This window comes from Pseudoclavibacter sp. JAI123 (assembly GCF_013409665.1).
Lineage (GTDB): Bacteria > Actinomycetota > Actinomycetes > Actinomycetales > Microbacteriaceae > Pseudoclavibacter.
The window spans coordinates 210,128-236,370 of record NZ_JACCCM010000001.1 but is presented as its reverse complement, the minus strand read 5'-3'; the positions used below and the strand labels follow the sequence as shown (position 1 = coordinate 236,370).

The window sequence follows — 26,243 nt, the reverse complement described above, 5'->3', positions numbered from 1 at the left end:
TGGATGCGGCGCGCGGGGTCAGGAGTACGCGCGCTCAGGACCGGCGACGGATGGCGGCTTCCTTGCGTTGCGCCTCGATCGTCGCGATGAGGGTTCGTGCGTCGTGGGCGCCGCTGTGCCGCGTCTCGCCGAGGAAGAACGTCGGGGTTCCGCGGGCTCCGCTGTCGATGGCGCTCTGCATGTCGGCGCGGATGCGCTGCGGCAGCGCCTCGTCGAGCATGTCCGCGTCGAAGCGGTGGAGGTCGAGCCCGATCTCTTCCGCGTAGCCGCGCAGGTACTGCGCGTCGAGTCGCTCCTGGTTCGCGAAGAGCAGGTTGTGCATCTCCCAGAACTTGCCCTGGTTGGCGGCCGCCTCGGAGGCGATCGCGGCCTGGAAGGCGTGCGGATGGTAGTCCTCGAGCGGCAGGTGGCGCACGACGTAGCGCGCCCCGCCGTCGCTGAAGTGCTCGCCCAGGTCCTGCCACATGCCGGTCGCCCGAGCGCAGAACGGGCATTCGAAGTCCAGGTACTCGACGATCGTGACCTGCGCGTCCGGGTCGCCCAGCATGTGGTCGCGCTCCGGGTCGACCGGGCGGGAGAGTGTCGTCGGCAGGTCAGCCGTGGTCTCGTTCATCTTGACGCGCGCGAACGTGAACGTGAGCCAGCCGATGACCCAGGACAGCACCATGGCGATGAAGACGCCGACGATCGCCTGCCCGGCGACCTCACCCTCCAGGGCCAGAGAGATGATGAGCAGCGACATGGTGAAGCCGATGCCGCTGAGCGCGGCACCACCGAAGACGCTGCCCATGCCGACGCCCTGCGGGAGTGAGCCGAGACCGGCTCGGACCGCGATCCAGCTGCCGAGCGCGATGCCGCCGAACTTGCCGAGCACAAGACCTGCGACGACACCCCAGGTGACGGGTGACGTGAGCGCGTTGCCGAGCATCCCGCCCCGCAGGTCGACACCCGCATTGGCGAGCGCGAAGACCGGAACGATGAACAGCGCCACAGGGCTCAGCAGCACCTCGTGGAGGCGTTCGTTGACGGAGATCGACTTGGCGAGACCGAGCCGCACGTTGCGTGCGGCGTCGGCGCGGGGCGACTGCCAGAAGTCTCGGAAGAGGCGCTTGGCACGGACCACGTCTTCGCGGTCTGGGTCTGAGGCGGGGATGAGCAGGCCGGCGGCCATTCCCGCGAGCGATGGATGAACGCCGGACAGCAGCGTCGCCGCCCACAGCACGACGATGATGACGATGTACGGCGTGCTGCGCCACTCGTTCGCTCGAGCGAGGAGGAAGAGGAGGACGAGGCAGACGACGGCGATCGCAAGCGGCATCCACTGCACCGACTCGGTGTAGACGATGCCGATGATGGAGACTGCGAGGAAGTCGTCGACGACGGTGAGCGTCAGCAGGAAGACGCGCAGCTGGCTCGACATCTTGGGGCCGACCAGTGCGAGCGCGCCGAGGAGGAAGGCGGTGTCGGTGCCGATGACGGCGCCCCATGCCTCCGGCGCCTCACGGCCGGCGATGGCCAGGTAGATCAGGGCCGGCAGGACGACGCCTGCCACTCCGGCGACGATCGGAACGAGGGCCTGCCGCCGGTCGCGCAGGGAGCCGACGGCGAACTCCTGCCGCACCTCGAGTCCGATGAGGAAGAAGAAGATGACCATGAAGCCGTCGTTCACCCAGTGGTGGAGGCTCATGTCGATGCGGAAGTCGCCGATTCCGACGGCCGCATGCGTCTCCCAGAGATGCACGTATGACTCCGACCAGGGCGAGTTCGCCCAGAGGAGCGCGAAGACCGCGACTCCCACCAGCAGAAGCGCGCTTCCAGACTCTGTGCGAAGTCGGTCCGCGACCAGACGCACCCAGTCCTGTTTCTGCTTCCCCAATGGATCCCCCTCCACGTCGGCGCGGGTCTGCGTTCAGACCCCTCGCACCGGATGGAAAGCATACGTCCCAGCGGAGACACGCGGGGGCCTCAGGCGGGCCCTGCCAATCCCTCCCTGGCGTCGAGGTCGACCGCGTCAGCTGTGGCGAGCGGGTGCGTCGAGCCAGGCATGCACGTCTGGCCAGTGCGGCGCGTCTGGCGCGATCGCGGCGCGGTGCTCCAGGCTCGCGGGCTCGATGAGCTCGATGTCGGCGCCCGCCTGCCTGGCGGCGGCGACGTAGGCCCGGGTGTGCTCGACCGGCACACGCGCGTCGTCGGCGCCGTGCACAAGCAGCGCTCGCGCCTGCAGGGGCAGATGCTCGATCGGTGACGCAGACGCGTAGACCTCCGGGGCTTGGGCAGGCGCCATGCGGAAGAAGTCCGAGACGGCTCCGTCGCCGTTGCCTTCTTCGTAGCCGCGCGCGAGGTCAGTGACCGGCGCGAGCGCTACAACCGCGTCGCCTGGTTCTCCGCCGAGCAGCGCGAGCTGCCCGCCAACCGAGTGCCCGACGATCACGAGCCGCGCATCCCGCGTCAACCGGAATGCCTCGCTGCGCGCCACAGAGAGGCCACGCAAGAGGTCCGCACGCGTCGCCGACCACCCATCGTCGCCTCGCCGGTACTCGAGATTCGCCACGGCCCAGCCGCGTCGGGTGAACTCCGGCACCAGCGGCAGCATGAGTTCGGCGGTGAACTGCGATCGCCAGTACCCACCGTGGATGAGCACCGTGAGCCCGCGAGCGGACCCGGAAGGTGTCCAGAACGTCAGATGCTGGTCTCCGTCCGGGCCGTATGTCTCGCGCCTCGCTCTGGGATCGCCCGACATGCCCCGGACCCTCGCATCCGTCACGTGCGCCGTCTCACGCGCCTTCCACGGCACCCTCTGGCAGGAAGTCGACGCCGTTCAGGGCTGAGAGACGCACGACTTCGGCCGGGTCGGTCACGTTGTGAAGCAAGCTGAAGAGGTTCGCGAGCTTGCCGCCTGGGCTCACCCAGAACAGCGACTTCGCTGCCTCGTCCTGCTTGTTGTAGTAGGCGTGCGGGATGCCCTTCGGCATCTGCACGAGGTCGCCCGGGCCGGCCGTGGTCCATTGGCCGTCGAGGTAGAGGGTGTAGACCCCCTCGAACACGTAGATGAACTCGTCCTGGGTGGGGTGCACGTGCGGCGGCACCCCGGTTCCGGCTGGGTCGAGCGAGAGCCATGAGTAGGTCGAGGCGCTCTCGGCCTTCGTGATGTAGGTGTGGCCGAGCACATTCCACACACGGCCGGCCACGGCCTCGTCAGCTCGGACGATACCTGCGGGCAGGTCGCCCAGGACGATCTCTTCAGAACTCACCATTGGGTTCCTCCAGTTGGGGTCGGTGCGCTCAGTCTGGCAGATGCCGCGCAGCCTCTGCGACCGCGTTCGGGCTACTTGCTGGCCCGTTGGCGGATCGCGAGGACGCCGGTCGTCCAGGCCGTGGCGATCGCGGCGCAACCGCTGCTGCCGGCGATGATCATGGGTGCAGAGCTGGCCATGACCCCGGCAACCAGCATGACGAGGACCGCGAGCAGCAGCACGCCCATGGCGATGGTGAGGATGCGGATCGCCCGGCGCTGCTTCGTGGTGGCCGGCTGCGTCGCGTCTGCGTTCATGATGTACCCCTTGTCTGTGTCACCGCGAGTAGGTGCTGCATTCAAGGTACGAAGCACAGGGGTTCCGGCGCTTCGGTCGTGGGGCTGAACTCGATAGCCGGAGGGATGAACCCGCGGCGCGTCCCCTTACTGACCCGTCGCGTACCCCGGCGCCATGTCCATGAAGCGCGAGAAGTGCCCCTGGAAGGTGACGGTGATGGTGTCGGTCGGACCGTTGCGGTGCTTCGCGAGGATGAAGTCGGCCTCGCCGCCTCGCGGGCTCTCCCGGTCGTAGGCGCCCTCGCGGTGCAGCAGGATGATCATGTCGGCGTCCTGCTCGAGCGATCCGGACTCGCGGAGGTCGCTCGCAGCTGGCCGCTTGTCGGCACGCTGCTCGGGACCACGGTTCAGCTGGGACAGCGCGATGACGGGAACGTCGAGCTCCTTCGCGAGCAGCTTGAGCGCACGCGAGAACTCGGAGACCTCCTGCTGGCGGCTCTCGACGCGCTTGCCGCTCGTCATGAGCTGCAGGTAGTCGATGACGACGAGGTTGAGGCCGACCTTCTGCTTGAGCCTGCGGCACTTGGCGCGAATTTCGACGAGCGTCATGTTGGGGCTGTCGTCGATGTAGAGCGGTGCGTCGGAGATGTCGCCCTGCGTGCGCGCGATCTGCGTGAGGTCTTCCTGCGTGAGGCCTCCCGCGCGCATGTGCTGCAGGCGCACGCTCGCCTCAGCGGAGATGAGGCGCATGGCGATCTCGCTCTTGCCCATCTCCAGGCTGAAGAAGATCGACGGCTTGCCGTGGGTGATGGATGCTGAGCGCGCGAAGTCGAGGGCGACTGTCGACTTTCCGAGGCCGGGGCGGGCCGCGACGATGATGAGCTGACCGCCGTGGAAGCCGTTCGTGATGCGATCGAGGTCGCTGAACCCGGTCGGCACACCCGTCATGCCGCCGGACTTGTTCTGCGCGGCGTCGATGTCGTTCTGCGCCTCGAGGATGGCCTCGGCGAGGACGACGTAGTCCTCCTTTTCCACGGCGCCCGTGACACCGTAGATCTCCGCCTGCGCCTGGTTGACGAGGTCGACGACCTCACCTTCCGCGAGGTAGCCCATCTGCACGATGCGCGTGCCGGCCTCGACGAGGCGACGGAGCACGGCTCGCTCGGAGACGATCGCCGCGTAGTAGCCGGCGTTGGCTGCGGTGGGGACGATGCCGGCCAGGGTGTGGAGGTACTCGGCACCCCCGGCACGCGAGAGCTCGCCCGACTTCGTCAGGTGGTCGGTGACCGTGATGACGTCGGTCGGCTCACCAGCCGCGTAGAGCGCGTGCACGGCGTCGAAGATGATCTCGTGCTTGGGCACGTAGAAGTCGATGCCGCGGACGGCTTCGACGACGTCGGCGACGGCGTCTTTCGAGAGCAGCATGCCGCCGAGGGCCGACTGCTCTGCAAGCAGATCGTGGGGAGGAGTGCGAACACCGTCGTGCGTTTCGCGCTCACCCTGTGGAGGGGAACCGAGGTGCGCGATCGACACGGATGCTCCTGACTGCGCTCGTAGGTCTGAGAGAGATTTCCCCACAGTAGTCCTCACCTCCCCCAACGAGCGAACCCAAAACTGGACGCCTGTGGATAACTCTGTGTGTAACTGTGGAGACGCGCCGTGCGGCTTGTGGAAACTGTGTGGAGAACGCCGCTACCGTTTGGAAGGTAATGTCCAAGAAACAGCTACTGACCAGCGGTTTATACGGATGCTCCAGTTGTGCACAAGTGACGTGAAGCAGCCCTTGAAGGTTGAGCCCCGAGCGCGTCGCTGTGCATAACACCCGGCGGAGCACCCACGCAAACCGACGATATCCGGGCGTTTTCCACAGACTGTCGGCCCGACGGTGTCGTCAGAGGGGGCTCTCTGTGCGCTGCTGCAGCCTGCGTTCCCGGCGCGCGACGATCCGGTCGACGAGCACCTGCCCGTATGGCACGGCGATGAGCACGGCCCGACCAGAGACATTGTTCGAACGCCACCACCAGACGAGCACGGAGAGCGCGAACAGCACCGTGATGGACGCGACGACGATGCGCGTGTACGGCCCCTCGAAGAACGAGTCGGTCGGTTCGGCGAGCGTCACGGTCGTGAAGAAGATCGTCGCGAGCACGGCGAGGTGCTCCTGACCTCTGCGCCACGGACCAGCAACTGCGGCGAAGGGCAGTATCCACAAGACGTACCAGGGGTGAATGGCCGTCGAGGCGGCGACGATGACCGCGGTGCACAGAACGAGGCGGAGAACGGGATCGATGGGCCGCTTCGTGATGACCAGCCAGGAGGCGACGAGGCCGGCGATTGAGAAGGCGATGACCTTCAGGACCACTTCGAAGACGAAAGGATCCAGGCCGACGAGTTCGGCGAGGCCGCGCACGGTGCCCACCATGAGGGTCAGCGGCGAGTACCAGTGCTGGATCGCGCCTGGCACCGTGAGCGCGGTCACCCAGCCGAAGCCGAGGCCGAGCACGAGCCCGAGCGCACCGACGAGCCCGATCGCGATGGCACCGTGAAGCGCCCAGCTCTTCACCCGGTCCCAGAGGGGGAGAGTGCTCGGTCTGCCGACGAGCGCCACGATGGGCAGGGCGATGAGCGCGATGGGCTTGATAGCGACGGCGAGTGCGATCAAGATGACCGCGAGGACGCGCCGCCCCTTGAGAGCGGACAGCAGACCGAACCCCATACCGGCGAGCATGAGGCCGTCGTTGTGCCCGGAGGCGATGAACAAGAGCAGCGTGAGCGGGTTCGCGGCGATCATCCACGCAACGAACGCGCGGCTGCGTCCCCGAAGGGCCGCGATCTTGAGGAACGCGACCACCATGAGCACGGCGCCAGCGGTCGCGGCCAGACGATTCAGGAACAGCGCGTACTCGGGCGTCTGAGCTCCGAGCCAGGAGAACACGGCGGCGACGGCGATGAAGAGCGGACCGTATGGCGACTCGGTGCTCGACCAGAAGGGGTCGACCCCCAGCGAGTACCATCCGGCGATCTCGTTGACGCCGTGCTGGTACGGGTCGATGCCGGCTGCCATGAGTCGCCCCACGGCGACATACGAGAACATGTCGCGGCTGAACACGGGGACGCAGATCAGCAGAGGCAGTGCCCAGATGATGGAAGTCCTGATCACGCGTCGCAGGGACGCGTCGGTGTCGGAGACGCTCGATCGGAAGCGCAGCCAGGCGATGAGCAGCAGGAAGCCGCCGACGATCAGGAGCATCGTGCACAGCCGTGTCAGGTCGGGTGAGCTGCGGAGGAACGCGATGGGGAACCACTCACGCAGGCCGAGCCCGTCGCCGATCCAGCCAGCACCGAACGAGCCGACGAGGATGCACAGCGACCCGATGAGGCCGAGGATCGTCGGGCTCACCGTCAACGGGAACCGGCGCGGCTCGCGCTCGGTCGCCCATCGGTGGACTTGCTGCGGCATGGTCGTGAATCAATCAGGAGAGGTTCTGGCGGGATGCTGGACTCCGCTGACCTTATAGCGTTCGTCCCTGCGTCTGCCCCACGGTGGCGTCGACGCGCCAGACGGTGTAACCGGGCGCGGTTGCAACGAGAACGGCCCCGGACATCGAGATGTCCGGGGCCGTTCTTCTGCTGCCGTGGTTATCGCTGGGCGATGACCTGGAGCTTGACCGTCGCAACGAGGTCGTCACGGAGGCGAACAGTCGCCTCGTGGTTGCCCGTGTACTTGATCGGGTTGGGGAACTCGACCTTGCGCTTGTCGATCTTGCCGAGGCCGGCTGCTTCCACAGCGGTCGCGACGTCGGCGCCGCGAACGGAACCGAAGAGGCGGCCTTCGGCACCCGACTTCACGTGGAGCTTGACGAGGGCGGACTCGAGCTTGTCCTTGAGCGCCTTCGCCTCTTCGAGGGTTGCGAGTTCGCGTGCGGCGCGAGCGGAACGGATCTGCTCGACCTGCTTCTCGCTGCCACGGGACCAGCTGACTGCGTAGCCCTTGGGGACGAGGTAGTTGCGGGCGTAGCCGCTCTTGACCTCGATGACGTCACCGGCTGCACCGAGGCCGGAGACCTCGTGCGTAAGAATTACCTTTGCCATGTCGACTACTCCTTAGCGGCCAGAGCCGGCGTAGGGCAGGAGCGCCATTTCACGTGCGTTCTTGACTGCACGTGCGATGAGGCGCTGCTCCTGGACGGAGACGCCGGTGATGCGACGTGCGCGAATCTTTCCGCGCTCCGAGATGAACTTGCGGAGGGTGTTGACATCCTTGTAGTCGATGACTCCGACCCGGATCTGCTTCGCGGGAGCAGCGGGCTTGCCGCCCTTCCCGCGTACACCCTTGCGGCGGTCGCCGCTTGACTTTCCAGCCATTGGGATCTTCTTTCGTTGAGTGTGCTTGCGAGCGCCCTTTAGAAGGGGGGCTCGTCAAAATCGTTCGATGCGCCGGGCGTCGCCCAGCCGGATGCGCCGTTGTCGCGAGGCTGGCCCGCGGGCTGTCCCCACGGCTCGTCCGCAGGGGCGGACTGACGTCCACCGCCACCGGCGTTGCCGCCGCCGCTGTTGCCGCCGAAGGAGCGCTGCTGGCCTCCACCGAAGCCGCCCTGGCCGCCGCCACCCTGCTGTCCGCCGGCGCCGCCGGAGGACGTGCGGGTGAGCTGAGCTGTGGCGTAGCGCAGGCTTGGTCCGATCTCTTCGATCTCGAGCTCGATGGAAGTGCGCTTCTCGCCTTCCTTCGTCTCGTAGGAGCGCTGCTTCAGGCGACCCTGCGCGATGACTCGCGAGCCCTTGGAGAGGCTCGAGGCGACATGCTCAGCGAATTCACGCCAGACGCTCGCCCGAAGGAAGAGTGCCTCGCCGTCCTTCCACTCGTTCGCCTGACGGTCGAACACGCGGGGGGTGGATGCGATGGTGAAGTTCGCGACTGCGAGCCCGTTCTGCGTGTAACGCAGTTCGGGGTCAGCCGTGAGGTTGCCCACCACGGTGATGATCGTGTCGCCGGCCATGACTACGCCTCGGTGGTCGCCGCGGGCTTCGCTGCGATAGCAGCGGCCTTGGCAGCCTTGCGAGCCTCGTCGCGCTTCGCCTCGGAGGCGACGCGTGCGATGGCCTCTTCTGCGCGGAGCACCTTGGTGCGCATGACAGCTTCGGACAGGTTCAGCTGGCGGTCGAGCTCGTTCGCCGTTGCCGAGGTCGACGTGAAGTCAACGACGGCGTAGATGCCTTCGCTCTTCTTGTTGATCTCGTAGGCGAGGCGACGACGGCCCCAGATGTCGGTCTTCTCGATGGTTCCACCGTCGTTGCGAATGACGTTGAGGAACTTATCGAGGCTCGGAGCTACGGTGCGCTCGTCGATCTCTGGATCGAGGATCACCATCAACTCATACTGATGCACGATAAACCCACCTCCTTCGGTCTAGAACGGCTGCAGACGATCTGCAGCAGGAGGGTTATTGCGCGTGTCTGGGCAGTTGATCGCACAGACAACCTCGCCAGCATAGTCGTTTCTTCCTCCTAAATGCCAGCCAATTGGAAGAACTCCCCTTCTCGCGAACGAATATGCTCGTTCCAGCACAACCGGCGGCCCCCGTGGTCCGCTGAAACGCACCACTACCTAGGGGAATCATGAGCGATCCAACAGGCGGCGCGGGCGAACGCGACCCGAACGCCCCAGTGCCACAGAACCCAGCGCCGCAGAACGGCGACTCGGCCGCACCGCAGGCGCCGCAGGCGTCCTTCGGCGACCAGCCCGCCAACGGCGAGCAGGGCGGCTACGGCGTCGGCAGCAGTTACGGCTCCAGCGGCGACAACTACCAGGCCCCGAGCAACTACTCAGCTCCTGGTGGTTCGTATGAGGCCCCCGGTTCGGCCTCCGACTACCAGGGCGGGCAGTCCTCGTACTCGGGCTCCACCGGATCGAGTGTGCCGAGCGCCTCGTCGAACTCCGGCTACTCGACCCCGAGCTACGGATCGTCGGGTGACTCCTCGTACTCGTCGCCGAGCGCAGGCTCGTACACGGGCGACACCTCGTACACGGCGCCATCCGCTTCTGGCAGCGACTACTCGGCTCCCGGGTACGGCAGCACCCCCGACTACACCTCCGGCAACAGCTACGGCAACGAGCCGAGCTCCTACGGATCCGCTCCGGCACCTGACGCGTATGGCGCCCCCGCGCAGAACGCGTACGGCTCGGCACCCCAGGACCAGAACGCCTACGGCGCATCCGCACCGAACGCGTACGGGTCCACTCCCCAGGACCAGAACGCAGCGGGCGCCTACGGTGCCGCTCCCGCGTACGGTGCGGCCGGCGGCGCTGGTGGCGGACAGCAGCAGTACGGCAACTACGCCCCGCAGGGTCAGGGCGGCGGCATGAACACCCTCGGCCTGATCGCGCTCATCGCGGGTGTCCTCAGCATCGCGATCGCGTTCATCCCGTTCTTCGGATACTTCGGGATCGCGCTGGCCCTCGCGGCCATCGGCCTGGGCATCGCGGGGCTGGTCGTCAAGCGCTTCAACGCGAAGAAGCTGCTCGCCATCATCGGTCTCGTGCTCGGTGGGCTCGGCCTCATCGTCGGCCCGATCATCACGACCTGGACGAGCGTGGCAACTGTCACGAACACGGTCGGCGACAGCGTGGACGACTACGAGACGCTCATGGACGACGAGTACTCGACCCTCGAGAACGGCGTTCCTTCTGAGGGCGAGATCACCGTGGAGATGACGGTGACGAGCACGTCGACCTCCCCCATCGATGTCAGCTACAGCTACGACAACGATCTGTCGGGCGCCGACCGAGTCCAGGTCGACACCGAGGCGCTCGCCACCGCGGTGCCGTGGTCCGAGACCGTCACCATGAAGTACAAGGCCGACTACGGGTACGACAGCTCGTCCGCCTACCTCTCGGCGTCGACCGTCGACTACACGGACGACCAGCTGACCTGCACGATCACGGTCAACGGCAACGTGGTCCAGGAGGCCACGAGCTCAAGCTACGTCTCCTGCTCCGGGTACAGCCTCGCGGAGTACCTGACCGCCGAGTAGGTTCCGGTCACCCGCACGCGAACGGCCCCCTCTTCGGAGGGGGCCGTTCTGCGTTCACTCGGCTGACCGGACGCGCCGTCTTCCCCAGCGGCCGGGATGCACTTACGGGCGGTTCGCTTCCCACCAGTCGAGGAGGCGCTGCTTCGCATCGTCGTGCTCGAGCGGGCCCTCATCGAGTCGAACCTCGAGCATGTGCTTGTAGGCCTTCCCCACGAGCGGGCCGGGCGCGATCTCGAGGATCGCCATGATCTGCTCGCCATCCAGGCTGGGCCGCACCGAGTCGAGCTCTTCCTTCTCCTGCAGCTCCAGGATGCGCCGCTCGAGGTCGTCGATCGCGAAGAGCAGGCGGTCCGACTTCCGCTGGTTGCGAGTCGTGATGTCGGCGCGGATGAGGATGAGGAGGCGCTGCAGCTCCGGGCCGGCATCCCGTGCGAAGCGACGCACGGCCGAGTCCGTCCATCCGGCGCCCTCGTAGTTGAAGACCCGCATGTGGAGTTCCACGAGGCGCGAGACCGACTTCATCGTGTCGTTGTCGAAGCGCAGCGAGGTGAGGCGCTTGCGCGCGAGCTTCGCGCCGACGACGTCGTGGTTGTAGAAGGTGACCTTGCGGTTCTCCCCGAAACGGCGCGTCTTGGGCTTCCCGATGTCGTGCAGCAGTGCCGCGAGGCGGAGGACGATGTCGGCGTCGGCACCGGGGTTGCGCTCGCGCTCGAGTGCGATGGCCTGCTCGAGCACCGTGATCGAGTGCTCGTAGACATCCTTGTGGCGGTGCGCGTCGTCTCGCTCGAGCTGCAGGGCGGGGAGCTCTGGCAGCACGAGTTCGGCAAGTCCCGTCTCGACGAAGAGCTCGAGACCCGCGCGAGGCGTGTCGGTCTTGAGCAGCTTCACGAGTTCGTCTCTGACCCGCTCGGCGGAGATGTCGAGGATGCGTCGCCGCAGTTCGACGATCGCGTCGAATGAGGCGATGTCGAGCTGGAAGCCCAGCTGCGAGGTGAACCGCACGGCTCTGAGCATGCGCAGCGGGTCGTCGCCGAAGGAGACTGCTGCCTCGATGGGCGTGCGCAACGTCGCCTCCATGAGGTCCTTCGTGCCGTCGGAGGGGTCCACGAGCGTGAGGGCGGGCAGCTGCAGCGCGAGCGCGTTGACGGTGAAGTCGCGGCGGTGCAGGTCGCCCTCGATCGTGTCCCCGAACGCGACCACCGGCTTGCGGGACGTGCCGTCGTAGCTGTCGGCCCGGTAGGTCGTGATCTCGACCGTCTCGCCGGAGAACCGGGCGCCGATCGTGCCGAACTCGCGGCCGATGTCCCAGTGCGCATCCGCGATGGGCGCGACGATGCGCAGGATGTCGTCGGGGCGCGCGTCGGTCGTGAAGTCGAGGTCGGTGACCTCCCTCCCGAGGAAGGCGTCGCGGACGGGCCCACCCACGAGGGCCAGCTCGAATCCGGCCGCCTCGAAGGCGGCGGCGAGCTCGGCGACGGGCGACGCGGTCGCGAGTCCGCGAAGGCGTTCCATGGCGGACTGCACGTTTTGCATCCGCTCATTCTACGAGCCGAGGCGGATGCTCGCCGTGCGCTTGAGGGCGCGTTCAGCTCGCCACTTCCCCGTCCGTCCTTACTATGGAGGTCATGGACCACGCACCGCGCGCAGCTGTGCCACGGTTCCTGCGTGCCTGTGCACGCCGGGTTGTCCCTGCGACGCTCCTGGCGTCGCTGCTGGCGCTCGGGGTCGCCGGGGGCGCGTCAGCAGCACCCACGAGCCAGCCCGCAGCGGCCACGACGAGCGTCGCCACCGTCGGGAATGCGGTGGTCGGGACGGCCGCGGTCGAGCCGCGGGCGATCGCCGATGCCCCGGACGACCAGGTATCGATCTATGCCGCGCCCGCTGACGGCGGGCTCGTGCAGCCGGGCGGACCGCTGGTCGTCGAGCTGGTCGTCGTCAACAAGACCGACGCGGAGCTCGCACCGGCCCAGCTCGAGCTGTCCGTCGGCTCCTCCACGATCGACACGAGGTTCGCCCTGGATGCGTGGAGCGAGTCGAGCAGTGAGGCTGAGCTCGACCGTCTTGCCCTCGTCGCAAGCCTCGGCTCCGGTCCGATCGCCGCAGGTGAGACCACCACCGTGAGCGTCTCGGTTCCCGCTGATGGCCTCCCCTTCGAGGCAGCTGACGACTTCGGTCCGCGACCCATGGCGGCGACGCTCGTGAGCGGCGACTCGAAGCTCGCGCAGGCTCGTTCGACGATCGTGCTCAACGGGACTGCGGCCGTGGAACCGACCCTCGTCTCAACCGTTGTCCCCATCACCTCCGGGCTGCTCGCCGACGCCGACGAACCGCTGCTCGGCGTCGACACCCTCCTCGAGCAGACGGCGCCAGGGGGGCGCCTCGACGAGATCCTGAGCGCCGTCGAGGCCAGCCCGAACGCGACCGTTGCCATCGATCCGCGTCTCCTCGCATCCATCCGCGTCCTCGGCTCGGCCGCGCCAGAGTCGGCGATCAGCTGGCTGGACCGCCTGACCGCGCTGAAGAATCAGACGTTCGAGCTGCCGTTCGCTGACGCGAGCCTCACGCTCCAGTCGCAGTGGGGTGCACAGCAGCCGCTCGAGGTCACGAACTTCGACTTCGCCATCGACCCCGCGAACTTCGCCGACCCGGCAGACACCGCGACGCCGACGCCGACCCCCACGGCGACGGAGACGACCGACACGGGCACCACCACCCCCTCGGAGGACGGCGACGCCGACACGTCGAACGGCGTCGATGCATCCGCCACCCCGGAGGCCACGGACGCGGAGTCGCCCACCGCATCCCCCACTGAGGAACCCGAGCCCCTCGCGCCTCCGCTCCCCACCGCCGAGAGCCTCGTGAGCTTCCCCTACTCCATGAGCGGAGTCGTCTGGCCGCAGGCGGGCACGGTCCAGTCGACCGACCTCGACAAGTTCCGCGGCTGGGGTGGCGAGTCGATCATCCTGGACGACACCAACGCGGGGATGAGCGCCGACGCGGACTTCACGGAGAGCGCCCAGGCCACCGTCGCGGGGTGGAACGCGGTCGTCGCCGAGAAGATCCTCGACGACGCGTTCGACGACGCAGTGCACGCGACGACCGACGAGGAGTGGAACGAGGCGGCGACCCGCATCGCGACGCTGCTCGCCGTCGTCACGCGCGAGCTGCCCTACGAGCCGCGAACGCTGGTCGGCACCGTCACGCGCGACGAGTTCGACGGCGAGCGCCTCGCGCAGACGCTGCAGTTCGTGGATGGACTCAGCTGGGCCGCCACGACACCCCTCACGTTCCCCGGAGAAGACGACACCGATCGCCGCGAGGCCTCCCTCATCGACGGAAGCGTGGGCGAGACCGCGTTCAACCGCATGACCGGCGTCATGCAGACCATCGAGCGCGCCCAGGTCATCTCGACGATCTTCGACGATCCCCTCGACTACAGCGACCCGGTCCGGACGGCGGGTGTCGGTGCCCTGTCCACAGGGTGGGCGAATGACCCGCCTGGGGCGCAGACGGCAGTGAGTGGCCTTCGTGACCACGTGACCTACACGGAGTCGAACGTGCAGCTCGGCGACACGACCGAGGCGCTCATCGTGGGCCGCGACACCGAGCTGCCGCTCTTCGTCTCCAATGCGGTCAAGGACCGGAAGGTCACCGTGCTCGTCGAGCTCAGGCCCACCACCGGGGCTGTCGAGACCGGTGACGCCGTGGCCCTGTCCATCGAGCCGAACTCCATGTCCCGCGTCGGCATCCCGATCACAGCCATCGCAAACGGCACCACCTACGTCACCGTCAACGTCATGACGCCCGAGGGCGAGCCACTCGCCTCGACGAAGCAGATCCGACTGGATGTGCGGGCCGAGTGGGAGAGCATCGCCATCCTCATCGCGAGCATCGGCCTCGCCGTCCTCTTCATCGCCGGCCTCGTGCGCACCATCCGACGGCGGCGCGCGGCGGTTGCCGGGGACTCCTCGGACGACGACACCGGGGCAGGACCGGACGCTGGCGTCGAAACGGATACCGTCGACGCGACCGAGAGCACCAAGGAGTAAGCATGGCTCAGGGCATCGCTCGGGCGAGCGCGCTCCTGGCATCCGGCACCATGGTGTCGCGCGTGCTGGGCTTCGTGAAGGCCATCGTCATCGCGCAGACCATCGGCGTCATCGGCGTCTCCGCCGACGCGTTCGCCGGTGCGAACCAGCTGCCGAGCAACATCTACTCGATCATCTCGGTCGGCCTTCTCAACGCCGTCATCGTGCCGCAGGTCGTGAAGGCGGCCAGGCACGAGGATGGCGGCCAGCTGTACGTCAATCGACTCGTCACGCTGGCCATGGTGCTGCTCGGCGGGCTGACCATCCTCGCGACCGTGGGCGCCCCCATCATCGGCGCGCTCTACGGCGCGAGCCTCAGCTCGGAGCAGCTCGGCCTCCTCGTGGCCTTCGCCTACTGGTGCATGCCGCAGATCTTCTTCTACGGCATGTACGCGGTGCTCGGCGAGATCCTCAACGCCCGCGGCCTCTTCGGGCCGTTCGCGTGGGCACCCGTCATCAACAACGTGGTCGGCATCGCGGGCCTGCTGCTCTTCAGCTCCGTCTTCGGCGCCGACCCGACGGGTACCGGGCGCAACATCGATTCGTGGGATCCGACGATGATCGCCATGCTCGGCGGCACCGCGACGCTCGGCGTCGCCATGCAGACCATCGTGCTGCTGTTCTTCTGGCGTCGCGCAGGGCTCCGCTTCGGCCTCGACTTCCAGTTCCGCGGCACGGGGCTCGGCCAGGTCGGCAAGCTCGCCGGGTGGACCCTCGGGATGCTGCTGGTCATGCAGCTCGCGGGGCTCGTCGAGACGATCGTCGCGTACCTCGCATCCGGTGAGAACGCGTCGATCGCAGCCATGCAGAACGCGTTCCTCATCTTCGCGCTCCCGCACGCCGTCGTCGCCGTCTCGATCGCCACGGCCTTCTTCACCCGCATGAGCGCTGCGATCAGCGACGGACGACCGAAGGACTTCATCCGCGACCTCTCTGAAGGTTCGCGCCTCATCGGCATGTTTCTGCTGTTCTCCGGGTTCGGCCTCGCCCTCGTCGCCGTGCCCTTCGCGCGGATCTTCGCGACGACGGATGCCGGCATCAACTCGATCGCGGCGATCCTCATCGCCTTCCTGGTCGGCCTCATCCCGTTCAGCGGGCTGTTCATCGTGCAGCGTGCGTTCTACGCGCTCGAAGACACCAAGACGGTGTTCTTCGTGTTCCTGTTCACGGTTCCGCTGCACATCTTCGGCATGGCGCTCGCCGCCATCGGCCCTGTCGAGTTCATCGTCGTCGGGCTCGCCCTCATGCAGTCGATCATGTCGACGCTGCGACTCGCGATCCTCCTCGTCATCCTCAGGAAGCGGATGGGGCAGCTCGACTTCGCGAACATCACCCGCTCCTACGTGCGCTTCACGGTCGCGGCCATCGCCGCCTCCATCCCGGCGCTGATCGTCATGGTCCTGCTCGGCACGTTCCAGGAGGACGGCTTCCCCCGCTCCGGAATCTTCCAGGCCCTGATCTCCTGCGCCATCGGCGCCGGCACCATGGCCCTCTTCTACTTCCCGCTGCTCTGGGTCCTCAAGTCGCCGGAGTTCCGCGGCTTCGCCGGACCACTGCTGGCCCGCTTCGGCGTCAAGACCGGTGGCCCCTCGAGTGCCGCACGCCGCGACGACGAGGACGGCGAGCTCGACGCGGACATCCTCGCAACGTTCCCCGACACGGTGGCCGTCTCAGGCAACGACGCTGCACCGACGCCGTGGAACCTCGCGTCTGAAGACGTGGAACCGGACATCGCCGAGGAGCGCCGTCAGGCCGAGGAGCAGGAAGAGCGCGAAGAGCGCGTCAACGCCGCCTCGTGGGCGTTCGGCGGCGCGACCGAGGACCTCTCGACCGCGGGCATCATCCTGCCCATGCACTCGCGCACGACCGAGATCCCGAAGGTCGGTCGCACGGAGCCGCCGCGCACGCGTCGCGAACGCCGCGAGGAGGAGCGCCGCGCGGTGATCGAGCTGGCAGCCCGCCGTGAAGAGGAAGCCCGGCTCGCCCGCGAAGCGCGGAACAGCGCCGATGACGACGATGGGCGCGGTTCACCACCTCGTCCGAAGGAATAGTCGCTAGTCTCAACGCGTTTGCCTGTATGTCGAGCCGCGATTCCCGCGGTTCGAGGAAGCGTGGAGGACTCATGCGGAACGTCATCATCATCGGCTCCGGCCCCGCGGGCTACACCGCCGCCATCTACGCGGCGCGCGCAGGCCTGAAGCCGGTTGTCATCACCTCGAGCGTCGAGGTCGGCGGCGAGCTCATGAACACGACCGACGTCGAGAACTTCCCCGGCTTCCCCGAGGGCATCATGGGGCCCGAGCTCATGGAGCGCATGCAGGCGCAGGCCGAGCGCTTCGGCACCGAGCTCGTCTACGACGACGTCACGTCCGTCGAACTCGACGGCGACGTCAAGCGTGTCTCCACGTCGTACAGCGGGGACTTCGAAGCCCGCACCATCATCATCTCCACTGGATCCGCGTACCGGAAGCTCGGCCTCGATGCCGAAGCTCGCCTCTCCGGCCGCGGCGTCTCCTGGTGCGCGACCTGCGATGGCGCGTTCTTCAAGGACCAGCACATCGCCGTCGTCGGCGGCGGCGACTCGGCCATGGAGGAGGCGACGTTCCTGACGCGCTTCGCGAGCAAGGTCACGATCATCCACCGCTCCGAGAACCTGCGCGCGTCGGTCATCATGCGCGAGCGCGCGGAGCACAACCCGAAGATCGACTGGATGCTCAACTCGCGCATCGAAGACATCGCCGGTGAGGCCAGCGTCGAGGGTGCGAGCGTGCTCAACACCGCGACCAACGAGCGCACCGAGCTGCCGGTGACCGGCGTGTTCGTCGCCATCGGCAACGACCCGCGCATCGACCTGTTCAGGAACATCCTCGACATCACCGACGAGGGCACCATCTGGGTCGACGGCCGCTCCTCGCGCACCAGCATCCCCGGCGTCTTCGCGGCCGGCGACGTCATCGACCCGCACTACCGCCAGGCCATCACTGCCGCGGGGTCCGGCACGGTCGCAGCGTTGGACGCCGAGGCGTACCTCGCGGCGCAGCCTGAGCCCTTCGCGGAAGAGTCCGAGGAGCAGGCTGCAGCAGCGGTCACCGAGAACGAGACCGTCATCGTCTGACCCGCCTGGTGCCGCATCCGCTCAATCCGAGCAGGCACTCCGCGCCGAACACCATCCACCACGAAGCACGACAACTCCCACGGAGGTACCAATGTCAGAACCGATCGTCGCCACCACGGCGAACTTCGACCAGATCGTGGCAGACGCCCCAGGTCCCGTCATCGTCGACTTCTGGGCGCCCTGGTGCGGCCCGTGCCGTCAGGTCGCGCCGGTGCTCGACCAGATGAGCGAAGCCCACGAGAACCTCTCCATCGTCAAGGTGAACGTCGATGACGAGCCCGACCTGGCCATGAAGTTCCGTATCACGAGCATCCCCGCCCTCAAGCTGTTCTCGAACGGCGAGGTCGTCAAGGAGGTCGTCGGCGCGTACCCGCGCGCGGCCCTCGAGAAGCAGTTCGCCGACTACCTGGGCTGAGCCTCAGAGCTAGGTCACGCAGACATGGCGCGAGCGCCCATCACCCCCGCGACGAAGGCGCTCGACGCAGTCGGGGTCGAGCACGTGGTTCACAGCTACGTGCACGACCCCGGCGTCTCTGCGTTCGGGGCGGAGGCCGCCGAGAAGCTCGGCGTCGACGAGTCACGCGTCTTCAAGACACTCGTCGTGCAGCTGGATGACAAGCAGCTCGCGGTTGCCGTGGTTCCCGTCAGCGGCTCCCTCGACGTGCGCGCTCTGGCGCAGGCGGCCGGATGCAAGCGCGCGGCCCTCGCCGACACGGCGCTCGCCGAGAAGCGCACCGGGTACGTGCGGGGCGGTATCAGCCCGTTCGGGCAACGGATGCGCCTGGCCACCTACCTCGACGACTCCGCCTTGGCGTACCCGACGATCTTCGTGTCCGGCGGTCGACGCGGCCTCGACATCGAGGTCGCCCCCAGCGCCCTCCTGCACGTGTTGGACGGGCAGCGCGCGCCGATCGCTCGCGACTGACCCCGGACACGGGAGGGCCGTGCAGTCCACTTCCTGCATGCGGTTCGCGAAGGAACTCTCCACTCGGGCGTATCCTGGGATTTCGACTCTCGCGAAGGAACCCCGTGACGCATCCAGGAGACGTCGGCCCGCAGACAGGCCGCAACCTTGACCCGTGGTACACCAGCTACGCCGACCGCACCGCCGGTCTGGCCGCCAGCGAGGTCCGAGCCCTCTTCGCCGTCGCCTCCCGCCCCGAGGTCGTCTCCCTCGCAGGCGGCATGCCGTTCGTGCAGGCGCTCCCCGAGGAGCTCATCCACTCCGCCTTCACCACGATGATGCGGGAGCACGGCTCCGAGGCGCTGCAGTACGGCGGCGGACAGGGCATCCCCGAGGTGCGAGAGCAGATCCTGCAGGTCATGAGCCTCGAGGGCATCAACGACGCTTCAGCGGATGACGTCGTCACGACGACCGGCTCGCAGCACGCACTCGACCTCGTGTCGAAGCTCTTCCTCAACCCGGGCGACGTCGTCCTCACGGAGGCGCCCAGCTACGTCGGCGCGCTCGGAACGTTCAAGTCGTATCAGGCTGACGTGGCGCAGGTCACGATCGACGAAGACGGGCTCATCCCCGAGGCCCTCGAGGAGAACATCGCGCGTCTTCGAGCCGACGGCAGAACCATCAAGTTCCTCTACACCGTCGCGAACTACAACAACCCGGCCGGCGTGACCATGAGCCTCGAGCGGCGTATCCGCGTGCTCGAGATCTGCAAGCGCGAGCACATCCTGATCCTCGAGGACAACCCGTACGGGCTCCTGTACTTCGACAAGCCCGGCCTTCCCGCGCTGCGCTCGATGGACGCCGAGAACGTCATCTACCTCGGCTCGTTCTCGAAGATCCTCTCGCCCGGCCTGCGCGTCGGCTGGGCCCTCGCGCCACACGCCATCCGCGAGAAGCTGATCCTGGCGGTCGAGGCTTCGATCCTCTCCCCGTCGACCTTCAACCAGTGGGTCGTCACGGAGTACCTGCGACAGAGCGACTGGCAACAGCAGATCGAGGGCTACCGCGCTGTCTACCGCGAACGCCGCGACGTGATGGACCGGGCTCTGCACGAGCACCTGCCCCAGCTCAGCTGGACGAAGCCGGACGGTGGCTTCTTCGTCTGGGTGCGCCTTCCCGAGCAGCTCGACTCGAAGCAGATGCTGCCCCGCGCCGTCAAAGAGCTCGTCGCCTACACGCCCGGAACCGCGTTCTACGCCGACGGCCGCGGCCGCCACGAGATGCGCCTCTCGTTCTGCTACCCCACGCCCGAACGCATCAAGGTAGGCGTGCGGCGTCTCGCCAACGTGATCAACGGCGAGCTCGACCTCGTCGAGACGTTCGGCACGTCGGCGCGACGCGGGCCGGACGAGGACCGCGTCAACATGCCCCCGCCGAACATCTCCTGACCGCGGCACCTGACTCTCCTACGAAGGGAACCCCATTGAGCATCGAGGGCCTGCACGTCGTCATCCTCTCCGGCGGCATCTCGCACGAGCGAGACGTGTCGCTGCGCTCCGGCAGGCGAGTCGCGGATGCGCTCAGTCGAGCGGGTGCGGACGTCACCATCCGCGAGCCCGACGCGTCGCTGCTGGGTTTTCTCGAGGAGACGAAGCCTGATGTCGTGTGGCCGCTGCTGCACGGCTCGAGCGGTGAGAACGGAGCCCTGTACTCGCTGCTGCGCGCTGGGCGCTTCCCGTACGTCGGGTCACGTCCGACGTCCGCGCGTCTCGCCTGGAACAAGGCGACAGCGAAGGCGATCGCGAAGCGCGCTGGCCTGGCCACGCCGCCTTCGATCGTGCTCGAGAACAGCACGTTCCGGGAACTCGGTGCCGAGGCCGTGATGCGCCTCATCGCCCGCGGTATCGAGCTGCCGGCCGTCGTGAAGCCCGTCGAGGGCGGCTCCGCACAGGGGGTCACCTCGGTGGCCTCGTTCGAGGAGCTCCCGCAGGCGCTCGTCACCGCGTTCACCTACGACGACACCGTCATCATCGAGAAGCGCATCGAGGGCCGTGAGGTGATGGTCGGCGTGCTCGATCTGGATGGCGAGCCGCTCGCACTCCCCGCGGTCGAGGTCGTCGCCAACAACGGCGTGTACGACTACGAGGCGCGCTACAACGCCGGCGAGACGACCTACTACGCGCCGGCCAGGCTCTCCGACGACGAGGCCGCGCGCGTCAGTGACGCCGCGCTCCTCGCGATCGCGAGCATCGGGCTGTCGGACATCGCCCGTGCAGACTTCATCGTCGACGAAGCCGGTGTTGTGTGGTTCCTCGAGGCCGACCCCATTCCTGGCCTCACTGAGACCTCGATCGTGCCGCTCGGCATCGAAGCGGACGACTCGGAGTTGAGCACCATCTACGCCCAGCTGGCTGCCGCAGCTGCCGGGCGCGGGCCGCTCGAGTAGCTCCGTACCAAGCCTCGGATGACGAAGCGGGTGGATGGGCCTTCCGGCCCATCCACCCGCTTCGTCGCGCGGTGCGAAGTTCTCAGCGTTTCATGCGGCTCGGCTACTTTCCGGGGGCCGACTCGCCGAGTTCTTCGAGGATGCGGTTGAGATCGGCGATCGAGGCGAAGTCGACGACGATCTGACCCTTGGTGCGGCGGAGCGTGACCTTGACGCGGGTGTTGAGCCGATCGCCGAGCTGCTCGCCGATCTCGTCGAGGTACCCCGTGAGACCGCTGCGTGGCTCCTTGTGGATGGGTGCCTGCGTGTCGGCCTTGGCGCTGCTGGACTTCGCTGCGGCTGCCTCGGCGGATCGAACGCTGAGGTCTTCGTTGACGATCTTGTCGGCGAGCTGCTGCATCGCCGCGGGTTCCCCGGCGCTGAGGATCGCGCGTGCGTGACCGGCAGAGAGGACTCCGGCCGCGACACGACGCTGCACTTCCAGCGGGAGGCGCAGGAGGCGCAGCGTGTTGCTGATCTGTGGACGCGAACGGCCGATGCGTTCGGCGAGCACCTCTTGGGTGATCCCGAAGTCGTTGAGGAGCTGCTGGTACGCGGATGCTTCTTCGAGCGGGTTGAGCTGACTGCGGTGCAGGTTCTCGAGAAGCGCGTCACGCAGCATGACGTCGTCTTCAGTGTTCCGGATGACGGCGGGGATGCTCTCCAGGCCTGCCGCCTTCGTCGCGCGCAGGCGACGCTCGCCCATGATGAGCTCGAAGTCGGCCTCATCGCGCAGCGGATGGTCGGCAGGGATGGGACGCACGACGATCGGCTGAAGCACACCGAATTCCCGAACCGACGTGATGAGCTCCTGGAGGGCATCTTCGTCGAACTCCGTGCGGGGCTGGTGCGCGTTCGGAACGATGCGGTTCGGATCCAGAGCGCGCAGGGTGGCGCCCGGGATCTCAACCAGGCCGTCGGAGTCCTCGTCTCCGGTTGGGTCTTCCGAGCCCTGGCTCTCGCCACTCGCAGCTGTGGCCGCTGTGGGCGCGGTGTCGGTTGTTCCGGCCTCAAGCCCGGCTGAATCGATGCTCGTCGATTCAGTGGTCTCCGCTCGTGTGGTTGTCTCGTTCGTTTCTGCAGCTACGGCCGCCTCGTTGGCATCGGGCTTCGCGGCGGTGCGTGCTTTCGACGCAGCTGCTGCTGTCGTCTTTCTTGCCGGCGCCTTCTCTGCCGTTGCCTTCTCTGCCGTTGCCTTCTTCGCGGCACCGCTCTTCGCCGCCGCGGCGTCCACTGCGGGCACCTTTGCTCGGGGAGCGCGCGCAGGCGCGGCCCGCTTGGGTGCGTTGGCCGTGGACTTCTCCGACGCGGGTGCCGCCTTTGAGGTGTCGTCCGAGGCGCCGTCTGCCTTCGGTGAAGACTCTGCTGGATTGGTGCGTGACGATGCAGTTGTCGGGTACGCCGGTGTCTCGCTGTCGAAGAACACGTCTGAAGGGCGCGAGGCGCCTCTATCGGAGGTCGGGATGAGAGCGCCGATGCCTCGTCCCAGTCCGGTGCGTTTCTTGGTTGCCATGGTGGTTATGCTCCTCGCTGGGCGATTTCGACGGCCGCTTCGAGATACGCGATCGCGCCGGTCGAGGTTGGTTCGTGGGAAATGATGGTCTTGCCGAAGCTCGGGGCCTCGGAGATTCGCACAGTGCGCGGGATCGCGACCTTGAGCGTTTCTTGTGGGAAGTGCTCGCGAACGTCGGCGGCGACCTCCTGGGAGAGGTTGGTTCGCCCGTCGTACATCGTCAGCAGGATCGTCGTGAGCCGCAGCTGCGGGTTGAGGTCCTGCGAGAGGAGGTTGAGGTTCGAGATCAGCTGCCCGAGCCCCTCGAGGGCGTAGTACTCGCACTGGATGGGGATGAGTACCTCCCGAGCGGCGACGAATGCGTTGATCGTCAGCAACCCAAGGGAGGGAGGGCAGTCGATGAAGATGTAGTGGAACTCTTCCTCGGTACCGGTGGTCTCGTCGAGGAGGGCGGCGATGGCCTGTCGGAGGCGGTAGTCGCGCTTGTCGAGGTTGACGAGCTCGATCTCTGCGCCCGCGAGATCGAGTGTGGCCGGGACGCACCACAGCGTGTCGATGTCAGGGCACTGCTGCATCAGCTCTCGCAGTGGCTCACCGTCGAGGAGCGCTTCGTACGTGCCAGCGGTCTCTCCACGATGTTCGATGCCAAGGGCCGTAGAAGCGTTGCCCTGGGGGTCCAGGTCGATCACCAAGACCCGGGCACCGAGGGTAGCGAGAGCTGCGGCCAGATTGACGGCGGTCGTCGTCTTGCCCACGCCGCCTTTCTGGTTGGAGATCGTGAAGATCCGCGTGTGGTTGGGGAGGGGAACTTCCTTCTTGACCAGGCTTTTCCTCCGCTGGTTCAGCTCAGACAATGCTGTCGCGAGCGGCGAATCGTCGAGCCCCGACGCTGATGGCGTCACAGCGTCGCCGGCAGATGAAGCTTTCAAGAATGCTCTCCCTCAAGTAGACGTCTCAATTGTGCCTCACATCCGCAATGGAAACGCGGCGACGCTCAGAGTTGTGGAATCGCCGAGGCTGGTGGCGCGGCGCAAGTTTCACGTGCAACACGGCCCATACTTCAACTTCAGCCACAGGGTTGACGTGTTGGGCTGTCCGTCCTGGGCAGCAGGGTGGCGTTCCCGCGCAGAGACATAGAGATTGGGGCCGGACCCGCCGAACCGAGCTGACTACTCACTGGAGGTCGTTGATCTGCAGGGTTCCCGTGGGCCTTCGATGCACTTGATCCCTGCCGCGTGCACATGCATCGCCGGTCTTGCAGGATTCCACGCAAGGCGCACGACTCTCATTGGACCAAGGACTGCAGCCGACGGCAGCAAGAATTGAAGCGCTGGTTCGGTGATCTCATGCTCGTTTCACGTGAAACGTGAGCTATCCCGTGCGAGTGGCTGAAGCACACTTGTCCGCTTACTGCGACGCGAAGTCCTATGGGGAGATTGTTTTGCGGGTACGAGCGCGTCTGCATCAATTGATCGATCCAACGAGGTCTCACGACTGTCACGAAAGACAACCTCCGAGCTGAACTGAACAGGTCGGGTACTCTCTCTTTCCGCGAGAGGGACGCCTCACTCGACGCAGGCCAATGAGGGCTCGGACTGTGGAGCCGGGGCGGGGTTGCGGCTCTCCGGACCGCCATCCCCAGCCTGGGCAGGTGGGGCGGCGCCTCGGATCACGGTGTACCTCGGCCCCCTGGCGCACGCTCCGGAGTTTCACGTGAAACACGCGTGCAACTGCGTGCTGACTGGGGGTCTAATCCCTACGACTCAATCCGCCGGCGTTGCGTGATCGGGGGCAGAGCCCTGCGCTCTCCATACGCAAACCCTCTGCCCTATCCGCGCTTCGCGTCTATTCAAGTCGGAGGCAGAAACCTCGGTACGCCACGGCTCCACCGTTGTCCCGCCTGTGCTGAATGATCCGTGCAGTCCAGCGTTCCACGTGAGACCTCTGGTTGTAGGTCCCCGCGGTTCGCGGTTCGCCGACTCTCTACGAATGGCCACACGTGCAATACAGGCCGGCTCAAACATGATCCCGGCCAAATCGATGACACGGCGAGAGACGCCAACAGCCGACCCGACGACAGGCTGTGACTGTGCCCCGGCACCTTGACGGACCCGGTGAGCTGACCGAGGCCCCGGGCCCCGGCCTGCCCGACCCAGGGCATGCCCTGATCAACCAAAACGCTTCCTGAGCTAGATTCACGTTTGGTCCTCTCACATGTGGCGCCCGTCAGACGACGAGTCGTGCGGCCGGTTGTTGCACCACGGCCGCGCCAACTCAAGCTCTGTGCTTGTTGAGGAGAATCGACGACCCTACTGGCCGCAGCACTCTGAGCACAGAATACGTCCCGGGTCTCTCTGCTGTTCCGCTGCCGGACGTTGGCGTGAGCCACCTAGTGAGCCACCTAGAGCTCATTCAGGACTGGCGTGGAATGGGTCGCAGGTTCTAAGCTGGCCCGGCCCCAACCTCGTACCCAGATGAGAACGACGAAGCCTAGGTGTGAGTGTGACTACTCAAAGAGCACTGTCTCGCTTCGCCAACAAACGGACCAGCGCGACTCAGTTCCACGTGAAACATGTCGAGCTTCCCCCTATGGAGTCCTGCGTTGAGTGATGCTCGTGGTCAGTCGCCGACGAGGCCCGGTCCATGTCTCCGAATAGTGCGCGTAGATATCTCGCGTGCCCGGCCGCTGGCTCCCGTATCTGCGTACCGCAAAGCCGAACCCCCGCGCTGTGGCACGAACAAAGCTGTCGACCGCAATCACGCGCAGCCTTCCGGGCTCACCCCATCAGTGCTCTTGTAGGACTGCGGTGCTTTTGCGGGTCCCTTTCGTGTTCCAGTCTCACTCTCTCACTGACGCATACGTAACGTCGTCGTCTTCTCAGTGAGCGAGCCGCATGCGCACGATATCCGTCCGCAAGATCTGACCGGCGGCGGGTATGGTCATTCGGCGATTGGAGCCTCGAGGGCAACAGTCGATCAAGTCGGCATTCCCCCTTCCCACCCCCTCCTAGATGTAGGCCCGCAGCGTAGCCCGTGGACACGATCTCGGCCTCGTCGGGCCCTTGAATGAGCCGGGAACCAGGAGACACGGCGCGAGCTTGCGGTGCTGCCCGGTTGCCGCGAGCCGAGCCATGCCGCCAGTTCCGAGGCCTGAACCAAGCGCGGGGCGGCGCGCGACGCCAGCCTGCTGACGCGCCAAGGTCGCCACAGGGAGCCACGTGGGGGCTGTCTGTCTGTTGCTGCGTGATACCTGACGGGTGAGGCGTCGCGGCGAGTGGAGGGTGCCGTGAGGCAGGAAGAACGAGGCGATGTGGGGGCGGACCGGCCTTTCAGAGCCACAGGGTGAGGGGTGAGCCCTCTTCCCACGAACTGCCCACCGCTGCGGCGCTGCCTCGGCTCGGGAGGAAGTCCCGTACCAATCACCCATCTCGCCACTGTCACCACTGTCACCAGTGTCACCAGTGTCCCGGGATATGCAGGCCCCGCAGGCCAGCAGGGTAGGCAGACCAAGCACAGGAGGCCCGACAAGGTGGCTAGACACCGACAGGCCTGTCGGTGTTCGATCTTGGCCCGCGTC

At 66.7% G+C, this 26,243-nt stretch carries 21 protein-coding genes; 8 read left to right on the top strand and 13 right to left on the bottom strand.

All coding sequences use genetic code 11. The features are described 5' to 3' along the window. Nucleotides 1-34 precede the first annotated feature (34 nt). The 10 genes from nhaA to rpsF form a co-directional block, all read right to left on the bottom strand. Nucleotides 35-1,876 carry a Na+/H+ antiporter NhaA gene (gene nhaA, locus HDC34_RS01115; RefSeq protein WP_218854853.1) on the bottom strand — a complete coding sequence of 614 codons (1,842 nt, stop codon included), beginning with the start codon at nt 1,874-1,876 and terminating at the stop codon, nt 35-37. Between the two features lie 135 nt (nt 1,877-2,011). Then, complete coding sequence (locus HDC34_RS01110; RefSeq protein ID WP_179555496.1) at nt 2,012-2,740, bottom strand: S9 family peptidase; 729 nt, start codon at nt 2,738-2,740, stop codon at nt 2,012-2,014. Between the two features lie 34 nt (nt 2,741-2,774). Continuing rightward, a complete protein-coding gene (locus HDC34_RS01105; protein WP_104310773.1) occupies nt 2,775-3,254 on the bottom strand; it encodes a cupin domain-containing protein in 480 nt (159 codons plus the stop codon). A gap of 71 nt (nt 3,255-3,325) precedes the next feature. Next, entirely contained in the window at nt 3,326-3,550 is a 225-nt protein-coding gene (locus HDC34_RS01100; RefSeq protein ID WP_179555495.1) for a hypothetical protein, read from the bottom strand. A 126-nt stretch (nt 3,551-3,676) separates the two neighbouring features. Further along, nucleotides 3,677-5,062 (bottom strand): replicative DNA helicase, encoded by a 1,386-nt coding sequence (gene dnaB / locus HDC34_RS01095; RefSeq protein ID WP_104254411.1) that lies wholly within the window; start codon nt 5,060-5,062, stop codon nt 3,677-3,679. A gap of 358 nt (nt 5,063-5,420) precedes the next feature. Next, complete coding sequence (gene mptB, locus HDC34_RS01090; protein WP_104310775.1) at nt 5,421-6,989, bottom strand: polyprenol phosphomannose-dependent alpha 1,6 mannosyltransferase MptB; 1,569 nt, start codon at nt 6,987-6,989, stop codon at nt 5,421-5,423. A gap of 179 nt (nt 6,990-7,168) precedes the next feature. Further along, the gene (gene rplI, locus HDC34_RS01085) at nt 7,169-7,621 is read right to left on the bottom strand and encodes a 50S ribosomal protein L9 (RefSeq protein ID WP_104254413.1); all 453 of its coding nucleotides are present in this window, start codon (nt 7,619-7,621) and stop codon (nt 7,169-7,171) included. A gap of 12 nt (nt 7,622-7,633) precedes the next feature. Then, nucleotides 7,634-7,894 carry a 30S ribosomal protein S18 gene (gene rpsR, locus HDC34_RS01080; protein WP_068482210.1) on the bottom strand — a complete coding sequence of 87 codons (261 nt, stop codon included), beginning with the start codon at nt 7,892-7,894 and terminating at the stop codon, nt 7,634-7,636. A gap of 38 nt (nt 7,895-7,932) precedes the next feature. Then, entirely contained in the window at nt 7,933-8,526 is a 594-nt protein-coding gene (locus tag HDC34_RS01075; RefSeq protein ID WP_104254414.1) for a single-stranded DNA-binding protein, read from the bottom strand. A gap of 2 nt (nt 8,527-8,528) precedes the next feature. Further along, nucleotides 8,529-8,918 (bottom strand): 30S ribosomal protein S6, encoded by a 390-nt coding sequence (rpsF, locus tag HDC34_RS01070; RefSeq protein ID WP_104244003.1) that lies wholly within the window; start codon nt 8,916-8,918, stop codon nt 8,529-8,531. A 227-nt stretch (nt 8,919-9,145) separates the two neighbouring features. Between rpsF and HDC34_RS01065 the strand changes: the two genes are divergently transcribed. Next, a complete protein-coding gene (locus HDC34_RS01065; RefSeq protein WP_179555494.1) occupies nt 9,146-10,561 on the top strand; it encodes a hypothetical protein in 1,416 nt (471 codons plus the stop codon). Nucleotides 10,562-10,663: 102 nt separating this feature from the next. On the opposite strand, the gene HDC34_RS01060 is transcribed toward HDC34_RS01065, so the two are convergent. Next, a complete protein-coding gene (locus HDC34_RS01060; protein WP_179555493.1) occupies nt 10,664-12,094 on the bottom strand; it encodes a CCA tRNA nucleotidyltransferase in 1,431 nt (476 codons plus the stop codon). Between the two features lie 92 nt (nt 12,095-12,186). On the opposite strand from HDC34_RS01060, the gene HDC34_RS01055 reads away from it, so the two are divergent. From HDC34_RS01055 to HDC34_RS01025, 7 genes are all read left to right on the top strand, one after another. Continuing rightward, complete coding sequence (locus tag HDC34_RS01055; protein WP_179555492.1) at nt 12,187-14,610, top strand: DUF6049 family protein; 2,424 nt, start codon at nt 12,187-12,189, stop codon at nt 14,608-14,610. A 2-nt stretch (nt 14,611-14,612) separates the two neighbouring features. Then, nucleotides 14,613-16,700 carry a murein biosynthesis integral membrane protein MurJ gene (murJ, locus tag HDC34_RS01050; RefSeq protein ID WP_218854850.1) on the top strand — a complete coding sequence of 696 codons (2,088 nt, stop codon included), beginning with the start codon at nt 14,613-14,615 and terminating at the stop codon, nt 16,698-16,700. 71 nt (nt 16,701-16,771) lie between these two features. Beyond that, nucleotides 16,772-17,764 carry a thioredoxin-disulfide reductase gene (gene trxB / locus HDC34_RS01045; protein ID WP_179555491.1) on the top strand — a complete coding sequence of 331 codons (993 nt, stop codon included), beginning with the start codon at nt 16,772-16,774 and terminating at the stop codon, nt 17,762-17,764. Nucleotides 17,765-17,855: 91 nt separating this feature from the next. Further along, nucleotides 17,856-18,179: a thioredoxin gene (gene trxA, locus HDC34_RS01040; RefSeq protein WP_104244011.1), complete on the top strand. Its 324-nt coding sequence runs from the start codon at nt 17,856-17,858 to the stop codon at nt 18,177-18,179. A 24-nt stretch (nt 18,180-18,203) separates the two neighbouring features. After that, complete coding sequence (ybaK, locus tag HDC34_RS01035; protein WP_179555490.1) at nt 18,204-18,689, top strand: Cys-tRNA(Pro) deacylase; 486 nt, start codon at nt 18,204-18,206, stop codon at nt 18,687-18,689. A gap of 104 nt (nt 18,690-18,793) precedes the next feature. Then, nucleotides 18,794-20,116: a PLP-dependent aminotransferase family protein gene (locus HDC34_RS01030; protein WP_179555489.1), complete on the top strand. Its 1,323-nt coding sequence runs from the start codon at nt 18,794-18,796 to the stop codon at nt 20,114-20,116. Between the two features lie 35 nt (nt 20,117-20,151). Then, nucleotides 20,152-21,114 carry a D-alanine--D-alanine ligase gene (locus HDC34_RS01025; RefSeq protein ID WP_179555488.1) on the top strand — a complete coding sequence of 321 codons (963 nt, stop codon included), beginning with the start codon at nt 20,152-20,154 and terminating at the stop codon, nt 21,112-21,114. A gap of 103 nt (nt 21,115-21,217) precedes the next feature. Here HDC34_RS01025 and HDC34_RS01020 read toward each other — a convergent pair whose 3' ends face one another. Both HDC34_RS01020 and HDC34_RS01015 read right to left on the bottom strand, forming a co-directional pair. After that, nucleotides 21,218-22,183 (bottom strand): ParB/RepB/Spo0J family partition protein, encoded by a 966-nt coding sequence (locus tag HDC34_RS01020; protein WP_179557044.1) that lies wholly within the window; start codon nt 22,181-22,183, stop codon nt 21,218-21,220. A gap of 488 nt (nt 22,184-22,671) precedes the next feature. After that, complete coding sequence (locus tag HDC34_RS01015) at nt 22,672-23,595, bottom strand: ParA family protein (RefSeq protein ID WP_179555487.1); 924 nt, start codon at nt 23,593-23,595, stop codon at nt 22,672-22,674. Nucleotides 23,596-26,243 lie beyond the last annotated feature (2,648 nt).